We start from the raw sequence: 24,310 nt of genomic DNA on the forward strand, positions 1-24,310 counted from the left end.
GTTCTTGCACGGGCAGGGCCTCCAACCGAATGTCGAATTACGAGAAGTGAAACCACTACCATGATGCGCAGCCATTATTGCGGCCAACTGAACGAAAGCCTGGAAGGCCAGGAAGTTACTCTTTGCGGATGGGTTCATCGTCGCCGTGACCATGGCGGGGTGATTTTCCTCGATATCCGTGATCGTGAAGGCCTGGCCCAGGTAGTGTTCGATCCTGACCGCGCTGAAACCTTCGCCACCGCCGACCGCGTGCGTAGCGAATACGTCGTCAAGATCACCGGCAAGGTGCGCCTGCGCCCGGCCGGCGCCGGCAACGCCAACATGGCGTCCGGCATGATCGAAGTGCTGGGCTACGAGCTGGAAGTGCTCAACGAAGCGGAAACCCCGCCGTTCCCACTCAACGAATATTCCGACGTCGGCGAGGAAACCCGCCTGCGCTATCGCTTCATCGACCTGCGTCGCCCGGAAATGGCCGAGAAGCTGCGCCTGCGTTCGCGCATGACCACCAGCATCCGTCGTTACCTGGATGAAAACGGTTTCCTTGACGTCGAGACACCGATCCTGACCCGCGCCACGCCGGAAGGCGCCCGCGATTACCTGGTGCCGAGCCGTACCCACCCCGGCAGCTTTTTCGCCTTGCCGCAATCGCCGCAGCTGTTCAAGCAACTGCTGATGGTGGCCGGGTTCGATCGCTACTACCAGATCGCCAAGTGCTTCCGCGACGAAGACCTGCGTGCCGATCGTCAGCCTGAGTTCACTCAGATCGACATCGAGACCAGCTTCCTCGACGAAAAAGACATCATGGGCCTGACCGAAGGCATGATCCGCAACCTGTTCAAGGAAGTGCTGGACCTGGAATTCGGCGAGTTCCCGCACATGACCTTCGAAGAGGCCATGCGCCGCTACGGTTCCGACAAGCCGGACCTGCGTAACCCGCTTGAGCTGGTGGACGTGGCCGACCAGCTCAAGGAAGTCGAGTTCAAGGTGTTCAGCGGCCCGGCCAACGACCCGAAATGCCGTATCGCTGCCCTGCGCGTGCCAGGCGGCGCGAGCATGCCGCGCAAGCAGATCGACGACTACACCAAGTTCGTCGGCATCTACGGCGCCAAGGGCCTGGCCTACATCAAGGTCAACGAGCGTGCCGCAGGCGTTGATGGCCTGCAATCGCCGATCGTCAAGAACATCCCGGAAGCCAACCTCAACGTGATCCTCGATCGCGTCGGCGCAGTCGATGGCGACATCGTGTTCTTCGGCGCCGACAAGGCCAAGATCGTCAGCGAAGCGCTGGGTGCGCTGCGCATCAAGCTGGGCCACGACCTCAAGCTGCTGACCTGCGAGTGGGCCCCGATGTGGGTCGTCGACTTCCCGATGTTCGAAGAAAACGACGACGGCAGCTTCTCCGCGCTGCACCACCCCTTCACCGCGCCGAAGTGCTCGCCTGAAGAGTTGGAGGCCAACCCGGCCGGCGCGCTTTCCCGTGCGTATGACATGGTCCTGAACGGCACCGAACTGGGTGGCGGCTCGATCCGTATCCACCGCAAGGAAATGCAGCAGGCGGTGTTCCGCCTGTTGGGTATCGATGAAGCTGAGCAGGAAGAGAAGTTCGGCTTCCTGCTGGACGCCCTGAAGTTCGGTGCGCCGCCCCACGGTGGCCTGGCCTTCGGCCTGGATCGCCTGGTGATGCTGATGACCGGCGCCCAGTCGATCCGCGAAGTGATCGCGTTCCCGAAAACCCAGAGCGCGGCCGATGTCATGACCCAGGCGCCTGGCGTGGTGGATGCCAAGGCGTTGCGCGAGTTGCACATTCGTCTGCGTGAACAGCCAAAGGCTGAGTAAGGCTGGCACCTGAGAGGGCGCATCTTCGGATGCGCCTTTTCATTGGGGTCGATATTTCTGATTGCCGGCCACTGCGTACGCGCTGGGCGGGCAATGTTCCAAAGAGAAACGGAGCGAGTTATGGCAGGTCATTCCAAGTGGGCGAACATCAAGCACCGCAAAGAACGTCAGGATGCCAAGAGAGGCAAGATCTTCACCAAGTGGATCCGTGAGCTGACGGTCGCGGCCCGCCAGGGTGGCGGCGATCCGGGTTCCAACCCGCGCCTGCGCCTGGCCCTGGACAAGGCGCTCGGCGCGAACATGAGTCGCGACATCATCGACCGGGCCATTGCTCGTGGCGCCGGTGCCACCGAGGCCGACAACGTCGAAGAGCTGACCTATGAAGGTTACGGCCCGGGCGGCGTGGCGGTGATGGTCGAGTGCATGACCGACAACCGCAACCGTACCGCTGCGGCCGTGCGCCATGCGTTCAGCAAGTGCGGCGGCAACCTGGGCACCGACGGTTCGGTGGCTTATCTGTTCGAGCGCAAGGGCCAGATCAGCTTCGCGCCGGGCCTCGACGAAGATGCCCTGACAGAGGCGGCGCTGGAAGCCGACGCCGATGATGTGGTCGGTCACGAGGACGGTTCGTTTGACGTGTTCACGTCGTTCGCCAGCTTCTACGCCGTGCGCAACGCCCTGGAAGCCGCAGGGTTCAAGCCGGCCGACGCGGAAATCGTCATGCAGCCGACCACCAGCGCCGAACTCGACCTGGAAGGCGCCGAGAAGGTGCTCAAGCTGATCGACATGCTGGAAGACCTGGATGACGTGCAGAACGTGTATTCCAACGCCGATATTCCGGAGTCGGTGGCTGAACAGCTGGGCTGACAGGCCTGATGCTGCACTTAGGGTTTGTTTGAAATCATCGTGGCGAGGGAGCTTGCTCCCGCTTGACCGGGCTGGCGCTCCAGTGCGAAGCGCTCCTAAAAAGATCTGCTGCGCAGCCCAGCGGGAGCAAGCTCCCTCGCCACGGATTCACTGCAAGCCTTTGATGAGCTGTATCCTCTTGCAACCGCATCACCTTTCGCAGGCGTTATGACTTTAATCCTTGGTATCGACCCCGGTTCGCGCATCACCGGCTACGGTGTGGTTCGCGATACCGGGCGCGGCTGCGTGTACGTCGCCTCCGGTTGCATTCGCACCGGCGCGGGTGAGCTGCACGAGCGCTTGCAGATCGTTTACCGCGGCGTGCGCGAGGTCATCCAGACCTACGGCCCGGTGACCATGGGCATTGAAAAAGTCTTCATGGCCCGTAATGCCGATTCGGCCCTGAAGCTGGGGCAGGCCCGGGGCGCGGCGATCGTGGCGGGCGCCGAGGAGAGCCTGGAGATCGCCGAGTACACCGCGACCCAGGTCAAGCAGGCGGTCGTCGGCACCGGCGCGGCGAACAAGGAGCAGGTGCAGATGATGGTGATGCACCTGTTGAAATTGGTCAGCAAGCCGCAGATCGACGCCTCCGACGCCCTGGCCATCGCCATTTGCCATGCCCATACCCGCTCCAGCCTGTTGCCCCATGGCCTGGGAACCGCACGCAGTCGTGGCGGGCGCCTGCGTCTCTGATAGCATCAGCGCTTCATTCATGAACCCGAGTCAATTGCGCCTGTGTCGTCGGCCTTGAAGCTCGTGTTGTAATTCGCCAGCCAGCGGCTGGCCAACGCCCAAGGATCTGAAACGTGATTGGACGCTTGCGCGGCACCCTGGCTGAAAAACAGCCGCCGCACCTGATTCTGGATGTAAACGGCCTGGGCTATGAGCTCGAAGTGCCGATGACCACCCTGTATCGCCTGCCGTCGGTCGGCGAGCCGCTGACCCTGCACACCCATTTGGTCGTGCGCGAGGATGCGCAGTTACTCTATGGCTTCGTCGGCAAGCGCGAGCGGGATTTCTTCCGTGAGCTGATCCGTCTCAATGGCGTCGGCCCAAAGCTGGCCCTGGCCTTGATGTCCAGCCTGGAAGTTGACGAGTTGATCCGTTGCGTGCAGTCCCAGGACACCTCGGCGCTGACCAAGGTGCCCGGTGTCGGCAAGAAAACCGCCGAGCGCCTGCTGGTGGAACTCAAGGACCGCTTCAAGGCCTGGGAGGCGGTGCCGGCGATGTTCGCGCTCGTTCCGAACCAGCCGGATGCGCCAGCGCCTGCGGTCAGCGCTGAAAACGATGCGGTCACCGCGCTGATATCCCTGGGCTACAAACCCCAGGAAGCCAGCAAGGCGATCTCCGCCATCAAGGAAAAAGGCTTGAGTACCGAAGACATGATTCGCCGTGCCCTGAAGGGAATGATTTAAGTGATTGAAGCTGACCGTCTGATCGCCGCCACGGGCGCGCCCCGTGACCGCGAGGAAATCCAGGATCGCGCGATTCGTCCTGTCAGCCTGGCCGACTACATCGGCCAGCCGACCGTGCGCGAGCAGATGGAGCTGTTCATCCAGGCCGCCCGTGGGCGCAGCGAGTCGCTGGACCACACCTTGATCTTCGGCCCGCCAGGCCTGGGCAAGACTACCCTGGCCAACATCATTGCCCAGGAAATGGGCGTGTCGATCAAGAGCACGTCCGGGCCGGTGCTTGAACGGCCGGGCGACCTGGCGGCGCTGCTGACCAACCTTGAACCCCATGACGTGCTGTTCATCGACGAAATCCACCGGCTGTCGCCGATCGTCGAGGAAGTGCTGTACCCGGCCATGGAAGACTTCCAGCTCGACATCATGATCGGCGAAGGGCCGGCGGCGCGCTCCATCAAGCTCGACCTGCCACCGTTTACCCTGGTGGGCGCCACCACCCGCGCCGGCATGCTGACCAACCCGTTGCGCGACCGTTTCGGCATCGTCCAGCGCCTGGAGTTCTACAACAACGCCGACCTGGCCACGATCGTCAGCCGCTCGGCGGGCATCCTCGGTTTGCCGCTGGATCCGGACGGCGCCTATGAAGTCGCCCGCCGGGCACGGGGCACGCCACGGATCGCCAACCGCTTGTTGCGACGGGTGCGGGATTTTGCCGAAGTCCGGGCAAAAGGTCATATCACCAAGCCGATTGCCGACCTGGCCCTGAACCTGCTGGACATCGACGAGCGCGGCTTCGACCATCAGGACCGGCGGCTGCTGTTGACCATGATCGAGAAATTCGACGGTGGCCCGGTGGGCGTGGACAGCCTGGCTGCCGCTATCAGCGAAGAACGCCACACCATCGAGGATGTGCTGGAGCCCTACCTGATCCAGCAGGGCTACATCATGCGTACCCCGCGCGGACGGGTGGTGACGCGGCATGCTTATCTGCACTTCGGCTTAAACATCCCGACACGAATGGGGGAGATGCCGGTGGTAGACGAGTTCCTCGATGCGGTAGACGATTGAACGCGCTCTGTACGACGACTTTTTTTCGGTTCGTGCTGTCCCAGACCACGCCTGGAGCGTCAATGCGTTCAAGAATGAAAAAACAGTTGCCTGGCCGGATTGGCAACCTGAGGAGTAAGCACTAGAGTATGCGCGCGCAAAACGGGCTGGAGTCGTTCGCACATCGCTGTCGCGTTTATTACGAGGACACCGATGCCGGCGGCATCGTTTACTACGTCAATTACCTCAAGTTTATGGAACGGGCTCGAACCGAACGGCTGCGGGAACTGGGTTTTGCCCAATCCGCGCTGGCAGGAGAGGACCTGTTATTCGTCGTGCATTCCAGCGAAGCGCGCTACCACGCGCCGGCGCGACTGGACGACGAGCTTGTGGTGACTGCCGATGTCATCGAGTTGAACCGCGTCAGCCTGCGCTTCAAGCAGCAGGTCAGGCGCGCTGCGGATAATGTGCTGCTCTGCGAAGGGCAGTTTTTGGTGGCCTGTGTGCGCACCCATAGTTTGAAACCCCGGGCCATTCCCGAAGCTCTACGCGCGGCCTTTGCCGGCGTGAGCGGCGCGGGTACACACTCAGAGCAGGAGATAAAGCGTGGAAGCTAACGTCGTCGACCATTCCTCCATGTGGAGCCTGGTCAGCAATGCCAGCGTCGTGGTGCAACTGGTAATGCTGACCCTGGTAGCCGCATCGGTGACCTCATGGATCATGATTTTTCAGCGCAGCAACATGCTGCGCGCCGGTCGCCGTGCCCTGGAGAGCTTCGAAGAGCGCTTCTGGTCCGGTATCGACCTGTCCAAGCTGTACCGCCAGGCCGGCAGCAACCCGGACCCGGATTCGGGCGTCGAGCAAATCTTCCGCGCCGGTTTCAAGGAATTTTCCCGTCTGCGCCAGCAACCAGGTGTCGACCCTGAAGCGGTGATGGAGGGCGTGGCCCGTGCCATGCGCGTTGCCATCTCGCGGGAAGAGGAAAAACTCGAACAAGGCTTGCCGTTCCTCGCGACCGTCGGTTCGGTCAGCCCGTACATCGGCCTGTTCGGTACCGTCTGGGGGATCATGAACTCCTTCCGAGGCCTGGCATCTGCCCAGCAAGCGACCCTGGCCACCGTGGCCCCCGGCATCGCCGAGGCTCTCATCGCCACGGCCATCGGCCTGTTTGCGGCGATCCCGGCCGTTATTGCCTACAACCGCTTCGCTGCCCGCAGCGAAACGTTGACCAGCCGTTACTACACCTTCGCCGATGAATTCCAGGCGATCCTGCACCGCAAAGTGCACACCAGCGAAGAATAAGCAGGTATTTCCCGATGGCTTTAATCGCTCGAGCCCGAAACAAGCGCAAGCCGGTTGCCGAGATGAACGTGGTGCCCTACATCGACGTGATGCTGGTGCTGTTGGTCATCTTCATGGTGACCGCGCCGATGCTCAATCAGGGCGTGAAGGTCGATCTGCCCAAGGTTTCCAGCGAAGCCTTGCCGCAGGACAACAACACCCAGGTCCTGACCATCTCGATCAAGGCTGACAAAACCTATTACTGGAACCTTGGCAGCGAAGTCGATACCGAGAAGCAGCAGGACCGGGCCATGACCTTGCCGCAGATGACCGATGCGGTGACCAAGATCATCAACGCCGGCAACGGCAACGGCAAGCGCACCCAGGTCTTCATTCGTGGCGACAAGACCGTCGACTACGGTGCCGTGATGGGCGCCATGGGCGGCCTGCAGAAAGCCGGGGTCGGTAATGTTGGCTTGATCACTGAGGCGCCCTGATGCAGCAACAGCGAGAGCCGTCCGCCTCGGAAAGCTACTTCTGGCCCAGTGTTTTGGCTATTGGCCTGCATGTACTGGTGTTCGGCATGCTGTTCGTCAGCTTTGCCATGACCCCTGAGCTGCCGCCAGCCAAGCCGATCGTCCAGGCGACGCTGTACCAGCTCAAGTCGAAAAGCCAGGCCACGACGCAGACCAACCAGAAGCTTGCCGGCGAGGCGAAGAAATCCGCTGCGCGCCAGACCGAAGTCGAGCAGATGGAGCAGAAGAAGGTCGAGCAGGAAGCCGTGAGGGCAGCGGAACAAAAGAAAGAGGAAGCTGCTCAAAAGGCCGAAGAAGCGAAGAAGGCCGATGAGGCGAAGAAAGCGGACGAGGCTAAAAAGGCTGACGAAGCCAAGAAGGCCGACGACGCGAAGAAAGCCGAAGCCAAAAAGGCAGAAGAGAAACAATTGGCTGATATAGCCAAGAAGAAAGCCGAAGAAGAAGCCAAGAAAGCCGCTGAAGAAGAGGCCAAGAAAGCGGCCGCTGAAGAAGCGAAGAAAAAGATTGTCGAGGACGCGAAGAAAAAAGCGGCCGAGGACGCCAAGAAGAAAGCTGAAGCTGAAGAGGCGAAGAAAAAAGTCGCCGAAGACGCGAAGAAGAAGGCCGCCGCCGACGCCGCCAAGAAAAAGGCCCAGGACGCAGCGCGTAAATCCGCCGAAGAGAAAAAGGCCCAGGCCTTGGCAGATTTGCTTTCCGACACGCCGGAACGACAGCAGGCATTGGCCGACGAGCAGGGCGATGAGGTCGCTGGCAGCTTCGACGATCTGATTCGTGCCCGGGCGGCGGAAGGCTGGGCTCGTCCACCTTCGGCGCGCAAAGGCATGACAGTTGTATTGCAAATCGGCATGTTGCCCGACGGTACGGTTACCTCGGTCAGCGTGGCCAAGTCCAGTGGCGATGGTCCGTTCGACGCTTCGGCGGTCGCGGCGGTCAAGAACATTGGGCGGTTGACGGAAATGCAAGGAATGAAGCCGAGCGATTTTGCTCCCTATCGTTCGTTCAAGATGACATTCACACCTGAGGATCTAGCCTTGTGAGAAACCTTCTTCGATCAATGCTTGTCGTTATCTGCTGCTTGGCAGGGATAGCGGTAGCAGAGGAAAAGAACATCCTGGTCACCAGCGGCAGCGACCGGGCGACGCCAATCGCCGTCGTTCCGTTCGGTTGGCAGGGCGGCAGCGTCCTGCCGGACGACATGGCTGAAATCATCGGCAACGACCTGCGTAACTCCGGTTACTACGCGCCGATTCCGAAGCAGAACATGATCAGCCTGCCGACCCAGGCCAGCGAAGTCATCTACCGTGACTGGAAGGCGCTGGGTGCCCAGTACATCATGGTCGGCAGCATCGTTCCGGCCGGCGGTCGCCTGCAGGTGCAGTACGCTCTGTTCAACGTCGCTACCGAGCAGCAAGTGCTGACCGGCAGCGTGTCGGGCAGTGTCGACCAACTGCGCGACATGGCCCACTACATCTCCGACCAGTCATTCGAAAAGCTCACCGGCATCAAGGGTGCGTTCTCTACGCGCATGCTTTACGTGACGGCTGAGCGCTTCTCCGAGAACAACACCCGCTACACCCTGCAGCGTTCCGACTATGACGGCGCCCGCGCAGTGACCCTGCTGCAATCGCGCGAGCCGATCCTGTCGCCGCGTTTTGCGCCTGACGGCAAGCGTATCGCTTACGTCTCGTTCGAGCAGAAGCGTCCACGTATCTTCGTGCAGCACATCGACACCGGTCGCCGTGAGCAGATCACCAACTTCGAAGGACTGAACGGCGCGCCAGCCTGGTCGCCGGATGGTTCGCGCCTGGCGTTCGTGCTGTCCAAGGACGGCAACCCGGACATCTACGTGATGAACCTGGCTTCACGTTCGATCTCGCGCGTGACCAACGGCCCGGGTATCAACACCGAACCGTTCTGGGGCAAGGATGGCTCGACCATCTACTTCACCTCCGACCGCGGCGGCAAGCCACAGATCTACAAGACCAGTGCCGGTGGCGGCGGTGCCGAGCGCGTGACTTTCGTTGGTAACTACAACGCCAACCCTAAGCTGTCGGCGGACGAAAAGACCTTGGTGATGATCCATCGCCAGGACGGTTTCACCAATTTCAAGGTGGCGGCCCAGGATTTGCAGCGCGGTAGCGTAAAAATCCTCACTGATAGCACTCTGGACGAGTCACCTACTGTTGCGCCCAACGGCACCATGGTAATCTACGCCACCCGCCAGCAGGGCCGGGGAGTCTTGATGCTCGTGTCCATTAATGGACGCGTGAGGCTCCCGCTTCCTACCGCTCAAGGCGAAGTCAGAGAACCGTCCTGGTCCCCTTACCTGAACTGACGCGGCGCAATACGTTTTACTTAACACACTGGGGTTCATTAGGAGTTTCACGATGGAAATGCTGAAGTTTGGTAAATTTGCTGCGCTGGCTCTGGCCATGGCTGTAGCTGTAGGTTGCTCGTCCAAAGGCGGCGACAATGCCGGTGAAGGCGCTGTTGATCCAAACGCTGGTTACGGCGCTAACACCGGTGCAGTTGACGGCTCCCTGAGCGAAGAAGCTGCTCTGCGCGCAATCACCACCTTCTACTTCGAATACGACAGCTCGGACCTGAAGCCAGAAGCCATGCGCGCTCTGGACGTTCACGCCAAAGACCTGAAAGGTAACGGCGCTCGCGTTGTTCTGGAAGGCAACACCGACGAACGTGGTACTCGTGAGTACAACATGGCACTGGGCGAGCGTCGTGCGAAAGCCGTTCAACGCTACCTGGTACTGCAAGGTGTTTCCCCAGCTCAGCTGGAACTGGTTTCCTACGGCGAAGAGCGTCCAGTTGCTACCGGCAACGACGAGCAGTCCTGGGCTCAGAACCGTCGCGTCGAACTGCGTAAGTAATTCGTCATGCGAACGTGCCGTCGTGCTGTAACTGTCCTGGCTCTCAGCCTCGCGCCGCTTGCGGCGTGGGCTGCGGTTCCTGTGGTCGATAACGACTCTGGCTATAACAATAGCGGGAGCAGCTATCCGCCTGCAGGTTACGGTACGAACGGCGCCTATGCCGGGGGAGGGGTTTCGACCCCTGTCTCGGCACAGGGCCAGCTGTTCAACCAACTGCAGCAAATGCAGGATCAGATCTCGCGCCAACAGGGTGTGATCGAAGAACTGCAAAATGATATTTCGCGCATGAAGCAGGAAAGCCTGGAGCGATACCAGGATCTTGATCGGCGCATAGGAACCGGCGTTGCACCTGCCGCGACTCCTGAGAATTCTCCAGCCGGTGGCGACTTGAACGCCCCCGGTGCAGCCGCAGGCGCCGGGGCAAGTGCTCCAGCAGCACCTGCCGCCGGTGGCGAGCCGGCAGATCCGGCGAAGGAAAAGCTCTATTACGATGCTGCCTTCGACCTGATCAAAGCGAAGGATTTCGACAAGGCCAGCCAGGCCTTTACCGCTTTCCTGCGCAAATACCCCAACAGCCAATACTCGGGTAATGCCCAGTACTGGCTCGGTGAGGTGAACCTGGCCAAGGGTGACCTGCAAGGCGCCGGCCAGGCATTCGCCAAGGTCTCGCAGCTGTATCCCAAGCATGCCAAAGTGCCGGATTCGCTGTACAAGCTTGCTGACGTAGAGCGCCGCCTCGGTCACACCGACAAGGTCAAGGGCATTCTGCAACAGGTGGTCGCCCAATACCCGGGTACCTCCGCCGCCCAATTGGCCCAGCGTGATCTGCAGCGCATGTAAGGCTGTTTGACCGGTTCTGAAGAAACCCGCGCCTGCCGCGGGTTTTTTCGTTAGAATTCACGCCCTTTTTATGAAACACGCTTTTTGGGATCTACGCGTTGGCGGGGTTCCTTGAAGTGCCTGACGGAGGCGGACAGCCTGTTTAGCTGTTACGCCCGTGGCGACTATGCAAGACACATTGAGAATTACCGAAGTTTTTTACTCGTTGCAGGGTGAAACGCGAACGGCCGGGCTGCCCACTGTTTTTGTGCGCCTCACCGGTTGTCCGTTGCGTTGCCAATACTGCGACAGCGCCTATGCCTTCAGCGGCGGCACCTTGCGAACCCTCGACGATCTTCTCGAACAAGTGGCCGGCTTCCGTCCGCGCTATGTTTGCGTCACGGGGGGCGAGCCATTGGCGCAGCCCAATGCCATCCCTTTGCTCAAGCAGTTGTGCGACGCCGGCTATGAGGTTTCCCTGGAAACCAGTGGTGCGCTGGATATTTCCGCGGTTGATCCGCGTGTCAGTCGTGTCGTGGACCTGAAGACCCCAGGTTCGAAGGAGGCCCATCGCAACCGTTACGAAAACATCGAGCTGCTGACCCCCAACGACCAGGTCAAGTTTGTCATCTGCTCGCGGGAAGACTATGACTGGGCGGTGTCCAAGCTGATCCAGCATGGCCTCGACCAGCGGGCCGGCGAGGTATTGTTTTCACCAAGTCATCACGACTTGAATGCCCGGGACCTGGCGGATTGGGTGGTGGCGGACAACTTGCCGGTCCGCTTGCAACTGCAGCTGCATAAATATCTTTGGAACGACGAGCCGGGGCGCTGACATGACTGAACAATCAACCACCGCCGAAAAACGCGCGGTCATCCTGCTGTCGGGCGGCCTGGACTCGGCGACCGTCGTGGCCATGGCGCGGGCCGAGGGTTATCGCTGCTACACCATGAGCTTCGATTATGGCCAGCGCCACCGTGTCGAATTGCACGCCGCTGAACGGGTCGCCCGGGACTTGGGCGTGGTCGAGCACAAGGTCATTGGCTTGAACCTCAACGGCATCGGCGGTTCGGCCCTGACCGACAGTTCCATCGACGTCCCCGAAGCGCCGAGCGAAGGCATTCCGGTGACCTACGTGCCGGCGCGCAACACCGTGTTCTTGTCCCTCGCGCTGGGCTGGGCCGAGGTGCTGGAGGCGCGGGACATTTTCATTGGCGTCAATGCGGTGGATTATTCCGGCTACCCGGATTGCCGTCCGGAGTTCGTCGAAGCGTTCGAGCGCATGGCCAACCTCGCGACCAAGGCCGGTGTAGAGGGACAGGGTTTCCGCATCCTTGCGCCGCTGCAAAACCTCAGCAAGGCCGACATCGTCAAGGCGGGCGTGAAGCTTGGCGTCAATTACGGGCTGACCGTTTCGTGCTACCAGGCCGACGATCAGGGGCGCGCTTGCGGCAAGTGCGACAGCTGCCGCCTGCGTGCCGAAGGCTTCGCGGCGGCGGGTGTGAGCGATCCAACACCTTATTTTTGATTTATTTCAAATTGGGTGTTGAATAGTCCTTAAAAATCAGTATTATACGCGCCACCACACAGAGGGTCGTTAGCTCAGTTGGTAGAGCAGTTGGCTTTTAACCAATTGGTCGTAGGTTCGAATCCCACACGACCCACCATTTTCTGTAGTTTTAAAAGTCTGGAAGGCCCACGCAAGTGAGGATTTCCGGATTTTTTTTTGCCTGCGAAAAAGTTGTTGTTCGATGCCGGGCTCAGGACAGGCGGATCTCGGCGCAAACGTCCATGATCTGCTGGCTTAGCCAGGTGTTGCCGTTGTCCTGGCTCGCTTTCTCGCTCCACATCATGTCGAGCGTAAAGTCCGGCAGCCCTGGGGGCGGTTGGCGCACGCCGAATCGCTCGTCGCAAATCAGCGCCTGGATGCGCTTGGGCAGGGTCAGGATATAGTCGGTTCCAGTGACCAGGGCCAATGCGGCCACGTAACTGTTGGCTCGCGCGACGATCTGTCGCTTATAGCCCTGTCGAGCGAGCCAGCCATCGATCATGTTGGTATCGGACGTCCAGGGAGTTGGAAAGACATGCTGGCCCGTAGCGAACGCTTCGAGGCTGAAGTCCTGCCCGGCACCCGGAAATTTCCTATCGACTACGCACACCAGCTCATCCGCCAGCAGTACCTGTGATTGCAATCCGTTGGTATCGCCATGGAAATGCGGGCCGAAACCCACGACAAGATCGAAGCGTTCATCCTTCAGCGCATCAACCGGAATATCGCGGTGCAGCTTCGTGGTGTTGATGACTACGGGAGAACGGTTGCCGATGAAGCGCTTGACCAGTTTCGGAAGGATCAGGAGTTCGAAGTATTCCGGCGCGCAAAGGTTGAACGTCATTTCTTGCTGATTCGGATCGAACGTCAGGGTGCCGGAATGGCAATGGTTGATGGTCTTGATTATCCCAAGTATCTGGCCATACATGACAATGGCTTTGTGGGTGGGGCTCATGCCGCTGCGGGTGTTGGTGAACAGTTCGTCTTCGAAGCTCGTGCGCAATTTTTTCAGGCAGTAGCTAACGGTCGACTGGCTGACACATAACGCTTCGGAAACCTGGGTGACGCTGCGCTGTTCATACACCGCGACGAACACCGTCAGGTCTTGCATGTCCAGCTTTCGGAGCAGGTTACTAATGAGCATCAGCCAGTCTCGTCGCCATCCTTGCGTAAGATCCCATTCCCACGAAGGCGTCCTTTATACAGGAGCATCGGCGTTTTAGCCTACGACAGTGGTGCCTGGCCAAGATGCCGAGCGTATTGCCTGGGGTTGAAGCGCAACGCCATCAGCATCATCAGTCCCATCGCCGCAGTCAGCGACCACCAGGCCCATTCGAAACTGCCCAGTTGGTCACGTATCACTCCGGCGGCCAGTGGCGAAAGGCCGGCGATCAGGTAGCCGATACCTTGCACGAATGCGGTCAACGCACCGGCCCTGCGCGGGTTGTCCAAGTGATCGAGGGATACGATCAGGCTCATCGGGAACAGGCCTCCGATGCCCAATCCCAGCAGGCAGGGCCACAGTAGACCGAAGCGACCTGGGCTGAGGATCAAGCCACAGAAGCCAGCCATGATCAGCGTCAGCAGTGCGATCAGTACCCAGCGTTTGTCCCGGCTGCGGTTGGCGAGCGCCGGGGTGATCAGGCCGGAGATCACTTCCATCGCCGTGAGGAACCCCAGCACCAGCCCAGCCTGCTGTTCACTCCAGCCTTTTTCCAGGTAATAAGGCGCCAACCAGGCCAGCACGCAGGTGTAGGACGCGGTGCCCAGGCCAAAAAAGAGCGCCAGCAGCCAGGCCCGACGGTTACCGAAGAATGACGCCTGCGGCCGTCCCGGTGCTTCGGGCAAGGGGCTGACGGCCGAGCGCTGGGCGTGCCAGCCACCGAGCGCGACCAGCGCCAGCAGCGCCCAGATCGCCAGGCCGATGCGCCAACTGCCAGTCTCAGCCAGGACAAAGGGCGAGAGCGATGCGGCGATGGCCGCCCCACCCATGATCGAAGTGACGTACAGCCCCATGAACAACGAGACGTTGTCGCGTAAGCGCGATTTGATCAGCGCCGGCAGCACGGCCTGGATCAGGGCAATGCCGACTCCGGCCAAAATGGCGCTGATGATCAGCGCTGCGGCACTGTCCAGATAAAGCCGCGAGGCCGTGGCGAGGCCGATGATCACCAGCGACAGGAGGATGGTGCGGTGCTCGCCGATGCGCAGCGCCACGCGGATACCCAGGAACATCGCCAGGCCCATCGCCATGACCGGCAACATGGTCAGCAGCGATGCCGTGCTGAAACTCAGGGGCACTTCGCCGCGAATCGCTGACAGCAACGGTCCGATCGCCGCCATCGATGGTCGCAGGTTCAGCGCCACGCACACGATGCTGACCATTAGCCAGACGGCATGGGTGCTTGAGGTTCGAACGTTTTCCATAACAGAGCCTTGGCTAAAGCAAAGCGCCATTTAGGCTGGAGCAGCCTGATTTGGGCAAACTGAAAACTGGCGGGGCTTATTGAATAATTAAATACCGCTCACCCGGCCTGCGTGGCGAAGGAGCAAGTTCCCTCGCCACGGGCTCAGCGGGGCGCCAGCCGGTCAGCCCATCCCTGGACTCAACGTTCCCAACCAAGCCACCAGTCCGAGGATGGTGACCACCACGCAAAACTCCAGGATCATGCTGCGGCGCAGGGCATTCACCGCCACGTGATGCTCGCCGGTCTGTCGGGCCTGCTCCAGCAGAGGGCTCAGCTGAAAACGATTCAGCGCGGCGAACACCAGCATGGCCATGAACAAGATGAGTTTGAGCGCCAGCAATTGGCCGTAGGTACTCTGGAGCATTCCGTCGACGCTTGGTCCGACGATGAACAGGTAGTTGATCACCCCCGTCACACTGATGACCACCACGAACACCGTCCCGGCGGTCTCGAAACCGGTCAATGTCCGGGCCAGTACCGCCAGCCGATGTTCGGCCCTGCGCAGCAGCAGGGCAAATGCGGCCAAGGCACCGACCCAGCCACCCGCGGCCCACAGGTGCAGGAAGTCGGTGATGAAGTGCCAGTTCCGGCGGGTGCCTTCGTCCATGGCACCGTGGCCTGTCCAGGCCAGCGTCGCCAACGCCACGGCCCCGCCCAGCGCGACCAGGGCCAGGCTGGCGGTCGGCCAACGGTGGCTGAGCGTCGCGGCGACACCGGCCAGCAGCAGCGCCGCCATGCGCACCGTCCACGTCAGGCCGACATCGGTCTCCGATACCATCATTTCAACGTGCGGCCGCAGTTCGGCCCACTCGGAAACACCACTCATCGCCCAGGCCATGCACGCCATCGCCGCCAGGGAGAGCAACCCGCCCAGCACCGCCGTGATCCCCAACAGCGGTGCGAAAGGCAACACCGCGCCCGACATGCGTTCCTTGCCGCGCAGGCTGTAGAGGCCGAAGGCGGCCAGGCCGAACAGCAACATCAGATCCAGGTACAGGGCAAAGCGCAGCGCAACGTTGATCGAGTCGCTCATCAACTCACTTCACCTTGAACGTAACGTTGCCGGTGATCGGGTGAGTGTCGGACGACACCGCGCGCCATTGCACCTGGTAGGTGCCGGTGGCGAGTGGCGTGTTTGGGGTGATGACCATGGTTTTCGGATCGTCGCTCCCGGACACCTTGGCCGACATCGGCATCGGCGCATGGTCCGCCATGCCGGGCATACCGGTCATCATCAGCTTGGCGCCGGAAAATCTGGTGATCAGGTTCTCGGAAAAGTGCAGCTCGATCTTCGCCGGTGCCGCGCCCTCGGCCCCTTCGGCCGGCGTTGACGACAGCAGTTTCGGGTGGGCCTGGGCCAAGCCACTGACCAACAGGCCGGTGGACAAGGCGACGGTGATAACAGCGGTTTTGATGAATGACATGCAAGGACTCCTACAGCTCGGTTTTAGTTTTTAGTGAAGCAGATCAGCGGCTCAGAACCACATGCGCACGCCCAGCACCAGGCGTGCTTCGCTGCGGTCCTCGCCTTCTTCCCGGGCGTAGTCGGCAGTGTTGCCGTAGACCCGATTCCAGGTGACGCCAATGTAGGGCGCGAATTCGCGGCGTATTTCGTAGCGCAGGCGCACGCCGAGTTCGGTGTCCGACAACCCCGAGCCGACGCCACGGGCAGGATCGTTCTTGCCATAGAAGTTGGCTTCGGCGGTGGGCTGCAGGATCAGGCGATTGGTCAGCAGGATGTCGTAGTCACCCTCAAGGCGCGCCGCGCTCTGGCCACCCTCACCGATAAAGGCAGTGGCTTCGGCCTCGAAGTTGTACAGCGCCATGCCTTGTACGCCGAGTGCCGCCCAAGTCTGTGAATCGCCAGGCTTGAAATCCTGGCGCACGCCGGCCACGACGTCCCACCAGGGGCTGACGGCATGGCCCCACAGTGCTTGGAGTTCAGCTTCTTCGGTCTTGCCATTGGAGCGCTCGCCTTCGGAGCGCAGCCACAAGCGATCGATGTCGCCGCCGATCCACCCAGAGGCATCCCAGCTCAGGGCGCTGCCGTCGTCGGCGTCTTGCCATTCCAGTTGGTCGATCAGGAAAAACGAGTTGATGGCGCTGTCATGCACCGCGTGTCCACCGTGATCCTCGTAGACGACGGCGCGGTCGGCGGCGGTCAGTTCCGGGATGGGCGTGCGGCTGCGGGTGGGGGCCGACTGCATGGACTCCATGCCTTGCATCGAGTCCATGCCTTGCATCTGGCTGTGGTCCATACCCTGCATCTGGCTGTGATCCATGCCTGGCATGTCATTGCTCGCGGCCCAGGCCGAGATACTGGTGCCGAGGGCAAGCATGGCCACGGGCAGGGCGGGGTATTTCATGATAGTGGTCATGGTTGCTTCCTCATTCCTGCACCCGAACTTCACGGAACATGCCCATCTCCATGTGATACAGCAGATGGCAGTGATACGCCCAGCGCCCGAGGGCATCGGCGGTGACCCGGTAGCTGCGCCTGGAGCCCGGTGGCACGTCGATGGTGTGCTTGCGGACCATGAATTGGCCGTTTGCGTCCTCCAGGTCGCTCCACATGCCGTGCAGGTGGATGGGGTGGGTCATCATGGTGTCGTTGATCAACACGATGCGCAGACGCTCGCCGTACTTGAGCAGCAGCGGCGCGGCGTCGGAGAATTTCACGCCGTCGAACGACCAGGCGAATTTCTCCATGTGCCCGGTCAGGTGCAGCTCGATGGTGCGGCTCGGTTCGCGGCCGTCGGGGTCGGGGAAGGTGCTGCGCAGGTCCGCATAGGTCAGCACTTTGCGGCCATTGTCACGCAGGCCCATGCCGGGGTCGTCGAGCTTGGGCTTGACGCTCATGGCCTGCATGTCCACCAGCGGATTGTCTTTCTCCGAATCGGGGTGGGCCTGCATGCCGCCCATGCCTGGCATGGCGCTGTGATCCATGCCGGACATGTCATCCATGCCCTGCATGCCTGCGTCCATGCCTTGCATCTGGCTGTGGTCCATGCCCGCCATGCCCTGCATCGATCCGTGATCCATTTCTTTCATTTCACCCATTTTGCCGTGATCCATACCGCCCATGCCCATGTCATCCATGGTCACCAATGGCCTGGGGTCGACGGGCGGAACCGGCGCCGACAACCCGGCCCTGGTGGCGAGAGTGCCGCGGGCATAGCCGGTGCGGTCCATCGATTGGGCGAACAGCGTATAGGCTTCCTGCGTCGGCTCGACGATGACATCGTAGGTTTCCGCCACGGCGATTCGGAACTCATCGACGCTCACCGGTTTGACGTACTGGCCATCGGAGGCGACGACGGTCATTTTCAGGCCGGGAATGCGCACATCGAAATACGTCATGGACGAGCCGTTGATGAAGCGCAGGCGGATGCGCTCGCCAGGCTTGAACAGGCCGGTCCAGTTCATGTCTGGCGCCTGGCCATTCATGAGGTAGGTGTACGTGGCGCCACTGACGTCAGCAAGATCCGTGGGATTCATTTTCATCTCGGCCCACATCTTGCGATCGGCCACGGTGGCGGCCCAGCCGTTCTTGCCCACGTCGTTGATGAAATCGCCGACGGTGCGCTTGTTGTAGTTGTAGTAGTCCGACTGTTTCTTGAGCTTGCGAAGCACGTCGGTGGGGTCTTCGTCGGTCCAGTCGGTGAGCATCACCACGTAGTCACGTTCGTACTGGAAGGGCTCGGGCTCCTTGGCGTCGATGACCAATGGCCCATAGACCCCGGCCTGCTCCTGGAAACCGGAGTGACTGTGGTACCAATAGGTGCCGTTCTGCCGGACCTTGAACTGGTAGACATACAGGCCGTCGGGCTCGATGCCCTTGAAGCTCAGCCCAGGCACGCCATCCATGTTGGCCGGCAGCAGGATGCCGTGCCAGTGGATCGAAGTGGTGTCTTTCAAGCGATTGCGCACCCGCAAGGTCACGGTATCGCCTTCGCGCCAGCGCAGCAGCGGGCCGGGGATGCCACCGTTGATGGTTTGGGCGATACGTGGGCTGCCGGTGAAGTTGACCGGGCTTTCGCCGATGAACAGGTCGAACTCGGTGCCGCTCAGTACGTTGGGTTGGCCAGGGCCAGTGACTGCCCAGACAGGGGCGCGCCACAAGCCCAGGCCTGCGAGGATGCCGCCGGCAGTCAGGCCCTTTACAAAGGTTCGCCGGGAAGTTTTTGTTTGCATGCGATGAAAATCCGTCAGTCGATTCGCTGCGTGCAGGGAAAGGGTTCCCGTGCAGGTTTGAGCGAAAGATGACACAGGCGGGCGGGGCGAGTGATTACATTTCAGTCAGCTTGGCACAGGCGCAAGTCGCCTGCCCGGGCACAGGTCAGAATGATCTTTTGCAACGGCGGGATATTCTGTAGCCTTGCCGGCTTCACGCTGTCCCGTGCCTGATGACACTCACTTTCCCGGCGGTACCCGAGTGGTCCGGAGCCGGGTGTATACTCGACTTTCGCGCAAACGCGCCTATAGGTCTTGCGAACATGACGCAGATTTCCGAACGCCTTCTGGTCCAGGCTCACCTCGACGCCAAGCAGCCCAAGCCGCTGTCAGCCGAGCAAGAGGCCTGGTACCGCGCCGCCATCGCCGCCGAGCTCAAGGCTCAGGACGCAGTGCTGGTCGCGCATTTCTATTGTGACCCGATCATCCAGGCCCTGGCCGAAGAGACCGGGGGCTGTGTCTCCGATTCCCTGGAGATGGCCCGCTTCGGCAATGCCCACCCGGCCAAGACCGTGGTGGTGGCCGGGGTCAAGTTCATGGGGGAGACCGCCAAGATCCTCAACCCTGAAAAACGCGTGCTGATGCCAACGCTGGAAGCCACATGCTCCCTCGACCTGGGCTGCCCGGTGGATGAGTTCTCGGCGTTCTGCGACCAGCATCCGGAGCGCACCGTGGTGGTGTATGCCAACACTTCGGCGGCGGTCAAGGCCCGGGCGGACTGGGTCGTGACGTCCAGCTGCGCACTGGAGATCGTCGAAAGCCTGATGGACAACGGCGAGACGATCATCTGGGGCCCGGACAAGCACCTGGGCACCTACATCCAGCGCAAGACGGGTGCCGACATGCTGCTCTGGGACGGCGCCTGCATCGTCCATGAAGAGTTCAAGTCCAAGCAATTGGAAGACATGAAGGCGCTGTACCCGGACGCAGCGATCCTGGTACACCCGGAGTCGCCGACCTCGGTCATCGAGCTGGCGGATGCCGTGGGTTCCACCAGTCAGTTGATCGCCGCTGCCCAGAGCTTGCCGAACAAGACGCTGATCGTCGCCACTGACCGGGGCATTTTCTACAAGATGCAGCAGCTGTGCCCGGACAAGGTCTTCATCGAAGCCCCTACCGCCGGCAACGGCGCGGCGTGCCGCAGTTGCGCGCATTGCCCGTGGATGGCGATGAACACCCTGGAACGCACGCTTCAGGCACTCAAGGACGGCAGCAACGAGATATTCGTCGACCCGGCGTTGATTCCCCAGGCGATCCGCCCCCTCAAGCGCATGCTCGACTTCACTCAGGCGGCGCGGATGAAGTTGGCGGGCAATGCCTGAGGCTGAACAGATTTTAGGCCTGCCAGGCTTTTTGTGGCGAGGGAGCTTGCTCCCGCTGGGCTGCGAAGCAGCCCCAAACGAGACACCGCGCGGTATTCAGTCACACAGCATTGGCTGGATTACGACTGCTGCGCAGCCGAGCGGGAGCAAGCTCCCTCGCCACGGAGGTTGTAATGCGTTGCTACTTGGTCTTCTTGGGAATCCGCACCAACTGCGTATCCGAGTAGATGTCATGCCAGCCGCGCTTGCGCTTGTCGAACAGCGCCCAGATAAAGCCCGCGCCCACCAGCAGCAATGACGCAATCGACACCACGAACCGCAACAACGCCTGCCACAGGCTGATGGCCGTGCCGTCGGCGTTCTGCACGCGGATGCACCAGACCTGCATGCCCAGGGTCTGGCCGTTGTGGGTCCAGAACTTGGCGAAGAAACCGAACAGCACGAAGAGCAACACGGTGGACAGCAGCGGGTCGCCGTCCAGCGCGCCGGCGTCGGTAAGGGCGCGCATCTTTTCTTCGCCGATGATCGCCATCTGGATCATCTTGTACACGCCACCGGTGACGATCAGCAGCGCCGTGCACAGCAGGAAGTCATAGAACATCGCGGCCAGGCGACGACCCAGGCCGGCGGGAGGGAAGTCACCCTGGGGGGTGAGCAGGTGTTTCGACATGACGGCCTCGAGCCAAAAAGAAGCCATTTTACGGATTTACGGCCATAAAAAAGCCCCGGATATCAATCAGGGGCTTTTTTAGTTGGGCAAGCCTTAGGATTCGGCTTGAACCTCGTCAGCCTGCATGCCTTTCTGGCCTTGCACGGCAACGAAAGTGACTTTCTGGCCTTCTTTCAGGCTCTTGAAGCCGTTGCCCTGGATGGCGCGGAAGTGTACGAACAGATCCGGACCGCTTTCAGGGGTGATGAAACCAAAACCTTTTTCGTCGTTGAACCACTTGACGGTACCGCTCTGACGATCAGCCATTTTCTTATTTCCTTGACGCTAAATTAATGACAGCCTCTTTCCACACGAAAGAGTACTGGGGCTGGGTTGCAGGAAAGTAAGATGACGTCGAACGGGTTGTAGCTAACTTAGTAGGCTACTGCCCAGGTCACGATCCAAGCGACCCATGCAAACACAGTGACGAAACTCTACGCCAACTTCCAACGAAAAAACAACCCCCCTGAAGGGCCCGGATTTACTCAGCTTTGCTGGCGTTTAGATGTTTTGTCGAGGTCGGCTTATTCAAAAGGCAAGTCCAGTAGTTCCGTAGCGTTATAAGCCCGGTTGATTAAGACTAGATGCACCTTTTTATGGCGGTTGCGTTACACATTAGTGCACGTTTAACGCAACCGCGTTACTTATAGAAACAGCCAATCAACCACGGTAGTAGCGCTGTGGAACGAATGGCATTTTGCTTACAAGCAGAGGCACTTTTTTCCCACGCACAATGGCCCAGACTGGCGTGTCCAGGGCGACGTAGGCGCTGTCCAGGTAACCCATCGCCAACGGACCGCCCAGTGTCGGCCCGAAGCCGCCGCTGCAAACCGTGCCGAGGGTCTCGCCGGCTTCGTTGACGATCTCCGCACCTTCGCGAACCGGTGTGCGTTCCTGGGGCAGCAGGCCGACACGTTTGCGCTTCACGCCTTGCTGTTGTTGGGCAAAAACAGTTTCCGCCCCGGGGAAGCCCCCGGCACGGGCGCCATCGGCGCGGCGCACCTTGGAAATCGCCCATAACAGACTGGCTTCGATCGGCGTGGTCTCGGTGTTCATGTCATGGCCGTAGAGGCACAGGCCGGCTTCCAGGCGCAGGGAGTCACGGGCGCCAAGGCCAATGGCAGCGACTTCGGGCTCGGCCAACAGGGCGCGTGCAAGTTTCTCCGCATCGGCCGCCGGCACGGAAATCTCGAAACCGTCTTCGCCGGTGTAGCCCGAACGGCTGACGAAGCAATCCACGCCCAGCAGGGTGACGCGCTGGAATTGCATGAAGGTCATCTTCGCCACGTCCGGCGCCAGGCGTGCGAGTACGGTGACGGCGACCGGGCCTTGCAGGGCGAGCAGGGCGCGGGCTTCGAACAGCGGCTCGATGCTGCACTGGCCGCCGATGTTCGCTTGCAGGTGGGCAAGGTCCTGGTCCTTGCACGCTGCGTTGACCACCAGGAACAGTTCGTCATCGCCCAGGTTGGCGACCATCAGGTCGTCCAGGATACCGCCGTTGTCATTGGTGAACATGGCGTAGCGCTGCATGCCCACCGGCAGGTCGACGATGTCCACCGGCACCAGGGTTTCCAGAGCCTTGGCGGCACCTGCGCCAGTCAGGCGGATCTGGCCCATGTGGGACACATCGAATAAACCGGCCTGATCACGGGTGTGCTGGTGTTCCTTCATCACGCCCAACGGGTACTGCACTGGCATGTCGTAGCCGGCGAACGGCACCATGCGGGCGCCGAGTTCGAGGTGCAGGGCGTGCAGCGGGGTTTTCAACAGTTGTTCGGTGGACATATCAACTCCTGGAAAATGAGATTGGCACGCGTCAGCATTCGATGATGTTGACCGCCAGACCGCCACGTGCGGTCTCCTTGTATTTGCTTTTCATGTCGGCGCCGGTCTGGCGCATGGTGCGGATGACTTTGTCGAGGGAGACGAAGTGATGGCCGTCGCCGCGCATGGCCATGCGTACCGCGTTGATGGCCTTCACCGAGCCCATGGCGTTGCGCTCGATGCAGGGCACTTGGACGAGACCGCCGATGGGGTCGCATGTCAGCCCGAGATTGTGTTCCATGCCGATCTCGGCGGCGTTTTCCACTTGTTGCACGGTACCGCCCAGCACTTCGCACAGTGCACCCGCCGCCATGGAACAGGCCACGCCGACCTCGCCCTGGCAACCGACTTCAGCGCCGGAGATGGAGGCGTTTTCCTTGTACAGGATGCCGATGGCGGCGGCGGTCAGCAGGAATCGCACCACGCCATCTTCATTGGCGCCGGGGATGAAGCGCATGTAGTAATGCAGCACGGCCGGGATGATGCCCGCCGCACCGTTGGTGGGGGCGGTGACGACGCGTCCGCCATAGGCGTTTTCTTCGTTGACGGCCAAGGCATACAGGTTGACCCAGTCCAACACCGACAGCGGGTCGCGCAGTGCGGCTTCGGGGTTCTTGCACAACTGGCGATGCAACGCCGCGGCCCGGCGCTTGACCTTCAGCCCGCCCGGCAGGATCCCTTCGTTGCGACAGCCCGCCGCCACGCAATCCTGCATCACCTGCCAGATCTTCAGCAGGCCGGCGCGCGTTTCGGCTTCTGGGCGCCAGGCACTTTCGTTGGTCAGCATCACCTGGCTGATGGACAGGCCATAGGTGCTGCAATGGGTCAGCAGGTCCTTCGCGCTCTTGAACGGGAAGGTCAGCGGCGTGGCATCTTCGACGATACGGTCGGCGCCGGCCGCGTCTTCGTCGACGACAAAGCCGCCGCCCACCGAGTAGTACTCGCGGCTGCGCACTTGCAGTCCGGCGGCATCGAAGGCGCGGAAGATCATGCCGTTGGGGTGGTAGGCCAACGGTTTGCGGATCATCGCCAGGTGCAGTTTTTCGTTGAATTCGATGGTGTGCTCGCCGAGCAGGTTCAGGCGACCGCTGCTGCGGATCTCCTGGAGCCGGGCGGTCACTGTTTCGGTGTCCACGGTGTCCGGATGCTCGCCTTCCAGGCCCAGCAGCACGGCCTTGTCGCTGCCGTGGCCTTTGCCGGTGGCGCCGAGGGAACCGTATAGCTCGACTTTGACGCTGGCAGTGGTATGGAGCAGCTCATCGCGACGCAACCCTTCGACGAAACGGGCCGCGGCACGCATCGGGCCGACCGTGTGGGAGCTGGAGGGGCCGATGCCGATCTTGAACAGGTCGAACACGCTTAACGACATGGTGTTTCTCCGGTTTCTTTTTATGGGATCGACTTTGAAGATGTGACTCAAGCCCCTTGTGGGAGCGAGCTTGCTCGCTCCCACAAGGGGAGATTCGGAGGGCGGGTGACCGCCCC

25 protein-coding genes and 1 tRNA gene are annotated in these 24,310 nt (G+C 61.0%); 16 read left to right on the top strand and 10 right to left on the bottom strand.

What is annotated here, in order from left to right:
* The first annotated feature begins 60 nt into the window (after positions 1-60).
* From aspS to J3P79_RS06260, 15 genes are all read left to right on the top strand, one after another.
* Positions 61-1,836 carry an aspartate--tRNA ligase gene (gene aspS, locus J3P79_RS06190; RefSeq protein ID WP_039591692.1) on the top strand — a complete coding sequence of 592 codons (1,776 nt, stop codon included), beginning with the start codon at positions 61-63 and terminating at the stop codon, positions 1,834-1,836.
* A 120-nt stretch (positions 1,837-1,956) separates the two neighbouring features.
* Entirely contained in the window at positions 1,957-2,703 is a 747-nt protein-coding gene (locus J3P79_RS06195) for a YebC/PmpR family DNA-binding transcriptional regulator (protein ID WP_039591693.1), read from the top strand.
* A gap of 207 nt (positions 2,704-2,910) precedes the next feature.
* On the top strand, positions 2,911-3,435 hold the full coding sequence (gene ruvC, locus J3P79_RS06200) for a crossover junction endodeoxyribonuclease RuvC (RefSeq protein ID WP_024776477.1): 525 nt from the start codon (positions 2,911-2,913) through the stop codon (positions 3,433-3,435).
* A 113-nt stretch (positions 3,436-3,548) separates the two neighbouring features.
* Complete coding sequence (gene ruvA, locus J3P79_RS06205) at positions 3,549-4,157, top strand: Holliday junction branch migration protein RuvA (RefSeq protein ID WP_030140801.1); 609 nt, start codon at positions 3,549-3,551, stop codon at positions 4,155-4,157.
* Positions 4,158-5,219 carry a Holliday junction branch migration DNA helicase RuvB gene (ruvB, locus tag J3P79_RS06210; protein WP_030140800.1) on the top strand — a complete coding sequence of 354 codons (1,062 nt, stop codon included), beginning with the start codon at positions 4,158-4,160 and terminating at the stop codon, positions 5,217-5,219.
* 128 nt (positions 5,220-5,347) lie between these two features.
* Complete coding sequence (ybgC, locus tag J3P79_RS06215) at positions 5,348-5,815, top strand: tol-pal system-associated acyl-CoA thioesterase (RefSeq protein ID WP_030140799.1); 468 nt, start codon at positions 5,348-5,350, stop codon at positions 5,813-5,815.
* On the top strand, positions 5,805-6,500 hold the full coding sequence (tolQ, locus tag J3P79_RS06220) for a protein TolQ (protein ID WP_030140798.1): 696 nt from the start codon (positions 5,805-5,807) through the stop codon (positions 6,498-6,500). The genes ybgC and tolQ overlap by 11 nt, the downstream gene beginning before the upstream one ends.
* A gap of 23 nt (positions 6,501-6,523) precedes the next feature.
* Positions 6,524-6,976 (top strand): protein TolR, encoded by a 453-nt coding sequence (tolR, locus tag J3P79_RS06225; RefSeq protein ID WP_162488970.1) that lies wholly within the window; start codon positions 6,524-6,526, stop codon positions 6,974-6,976.
* A complete protein-coding gene (gene tolA, locus J3P79_RS06230; protein ID WP_434609028.1) occupies positions 6,976-8,052 on the top strand; it encodes a cell envelope integrity protein TolA in 1,077 nt (358 codons plus the stop codon). Before tolR ends, tolA begins: the two co-directional genes overlap by 1 nt.
* A complete protein-coding gene (gene tolB, locus J3P79_RS06235) occupies positions 8,049-9,350 on the top strand; it encodes a Tol-Pal system beta propeller repeat protein TolB (protein ID WP_434609030.1) in 1,302 nt (433 codons plus the stop codon). Before tolA ends, tolB begins: the two co-directional genes overlap by 4 nt.
* Positions 9,351-9,402: 52 nt before the next feature.
* A complete protein-coding gene (gene pal / locus J3P79_RS06240) occupies positions 9,403-9,900 on the top strand; it encodes a peptidoglycan-associated lipoprotein Pal (RefSeq protein ID WP_042121796.1) in 498 nt (165 codons plus the stop codon).
* Positions 9,901-9,906: 6 nt separating this feature from the next.
* The gene (gene ybgF / locus J3P79_RS06245; RefSeq protein WP_045156746.1) at positions 9,907-10,740 is read left to right on the top strand and encodes a tol-pal system protein YbgF; all 834 of its coding nucleotides are present in this window, start codon (positions 9,907-9,909) and stop codon (positions 10,738-10,740) included.
* Between the two features lie 166 nt (positions 10,741-10,906).
* Positions 10,907-11,554 carry a 7-carboxy-7-deazaguanine synthase QueE gene (gene queE / locus J3P79_RS06250; protein ID WP_434609032.1) on the top strand — a complete coding sequence of 216 codons (648 nt, stop codon included), beginning with the start codon at positions 10,907-10,909 and terminating at the stop codon, positions 11,552-11,554.
* A gap of 1 nt (position 11,555) precedes the next feature.
* Positions 11,556-12,248, top strand: coding sequence for a 7-cyano-7-deazaguanine synthase QueC (gene queC, locus J3P79_RS06255; protein WP_434609035.1), 693 nt, complete (start codon positions 11,556-11,558; stop codon positions 12,246-12,248).
* A 63-nt stretch (positions 12,249-12,311) separates the two neighbouring features.
* Positions 12,312-12,387, top strand: a tRNA-Lys gene (locus tag J3P79_RS06260).
* A 93-nt stretch (positions 12,388-12,480) separates the two neighbouring features.
* Here J3P79_RS06260 and J3P79_RS06265 read toward each other — a convergent pair.
* The 6 genes from J3P79_RS06265 to J3P79_RS06290 all read right to left on the bottom strand — a co-directional run bounded on the left by J3P79_RS06265 (position 12,481) and on the right by J3P79_RS06290 (position 18,931).
* Positions 12,481-13,413, bottom strand: coding sequence for a LysR substrate-binding domain-containing protein (locus tag J3P79_RS06265; protein ID WP_434609037.1), 933 nt, complete (start codon positions 13,411-13,413; stop codon positions 12,481-12,483).
* Positions 13,414-13,493: 80 nt separating this feature from the next.
* Positions 13,494-14,696 carry a cyanate transporter gene (locus J3P79_RS06270; RefSeq protein ID WP_434609039.1) on the bottom strand — a complete coding sequence of 401 codons (1,203 nt, stop codon included), beginning with the start codon at positions 14,694-14,696 and terminating at the stop codon, positions 13,494-13,496.
* A 162-nt stretch (positions 14,697-14,858) separates the two neighbouring features.
* Positions 14,859-15,770: a copper homeostasis membrane protein CopD gene (copD, locus tag J3P79_RS06275; RefSeq protein WP_434609040.1), complete on the bottom strand. Its 912-nt coding sequence runs from the start codon at positions 15,768-15,770 to the stop codon at positions 14,859-14,861.
* Positions 15,771-15,774: 4 nt separating this feature from the next.
* Entirely contained in the window at positions 15,775-16,161 is a 387-nt protein-coding gene (gene copC / locus J3P79_RS06280; RefSeq protein WP_434609043.1) for a copper homeostasis periplasmic binding protein CopC, read from the bottom strand.
* A 51-nt stretch (positions 16,162-16,212) separates the two neighbouring features.
* Complete coding sequence (locus J3P79_RS06285) at positions 16,213-17,076, bottom strand: copper resistance protein B (RefSeq protein ID WP_434611376.1); 864 nt, start codon at positions 17,074-17,076, stop codon at positions 16,213-16,215.
* 49 nt (positions 17,077-17,125) lie between these two features.
* A complete protein-coding gene (locus tag J3P79_RS06290) occupies positions 17,126-18,931 on the bottom strand; it encodes a copper resistance system multicopper oxidase (RefSeq protein WP_434609045.1) in 1,806 nt (601 codons plus the stop codon).
* Between the two features lie 302 nt (positions 18,932-19,233).
* Between J3P79_RS06290 and nadA the strand changes: the two genes are divergently transcribed.
* Positions 19,234-20,292: a quinolinate synthase NadA gene (nadA, locus tag J3P79_RS06295; RefSeq protein WP_030140785.1), complete on the top strand. Its 1,059-nt coding sequence runs from the start codon at positions 19,234-19,236 to the stop codon at positions 20,290-20,292.
* Positions 20,293-20,473: 181 nt separating this feature from the next.
* Here nadA and J3P79_RS06300 read toward each other — a convergent pair whose 3' ends face one another.
* The 4 genes from J3P79_RS06300 to J3P79_RS06315 all read right to left on the bottom strand — a co-directional run bounded on the left by J3P79_RS06300 (position 20,474) and on the right by J3P79_RS06315 (position 24,194).
* The gene (locus tag J3P79_RS06300) at positions 20,474-20,962 is read right to left on the bottom strand and encodes an RDD family protein (RefSeq protein WP_434609047.1); all 489 of its coding nucleotides are present in this window, start codon (positions 20,960-20,962) and stop codon (positions 20,474-20,476) included.
* Positions 20,963-21,055: 93 nt separating this feature from the next.
* Positions 21,056-21,268 carry a cold-shock protein gene (locus J3P79_RS06305; RefSeq protein ID WP_434609048.1) on the bottom strand — a complete coding sequence of 71 codons (213 nt, stop codon included), beginning with the start codon at positions 21,266-21,268 and terminating at the stop codon, positions 21,056-21,058.
* Positions 21,269-21,661: 393 nt separating this feature from the next.
* The gene (gene gcvT / locus J3P79_RS06310) at positions 21,662-22,786 is read right to left on the bottom strand and encodes a glycine cleavage system aminomethyltransferase GcvT (protein WP_434609049.1); all 1,125 of its coding nucleotides are present in this window, start codon (positions 22,784-22,786) and stop codon (positions 21,662-21,664) included.
* A 31-nt stretch (positions 22,787-22,817) separates the two neighbouring features.
* Positions 22,818-24,194, bottom strand: a complete 1,377-nt coding sequence (locus J3P79_RS06315) for an L-serine ammonia-lyase (protein WP_434609051.1) — start codon at positions 24,192-24,194, stop codon at positions 22,818-22,820.
* Positions 24,195-24,310 lie beyond the last annotated feature (116 nt).

The sequence above is a fragment of the Pseudomonas sp. R1-7 genome, from assembly GCF_051132105.1.
Classification (GTDB): Bacteria; Pseudomonadota; Gammaproteobacteria; order Pseudomonadales; family Pseudomonadaceae; genus Aquipseudomonas.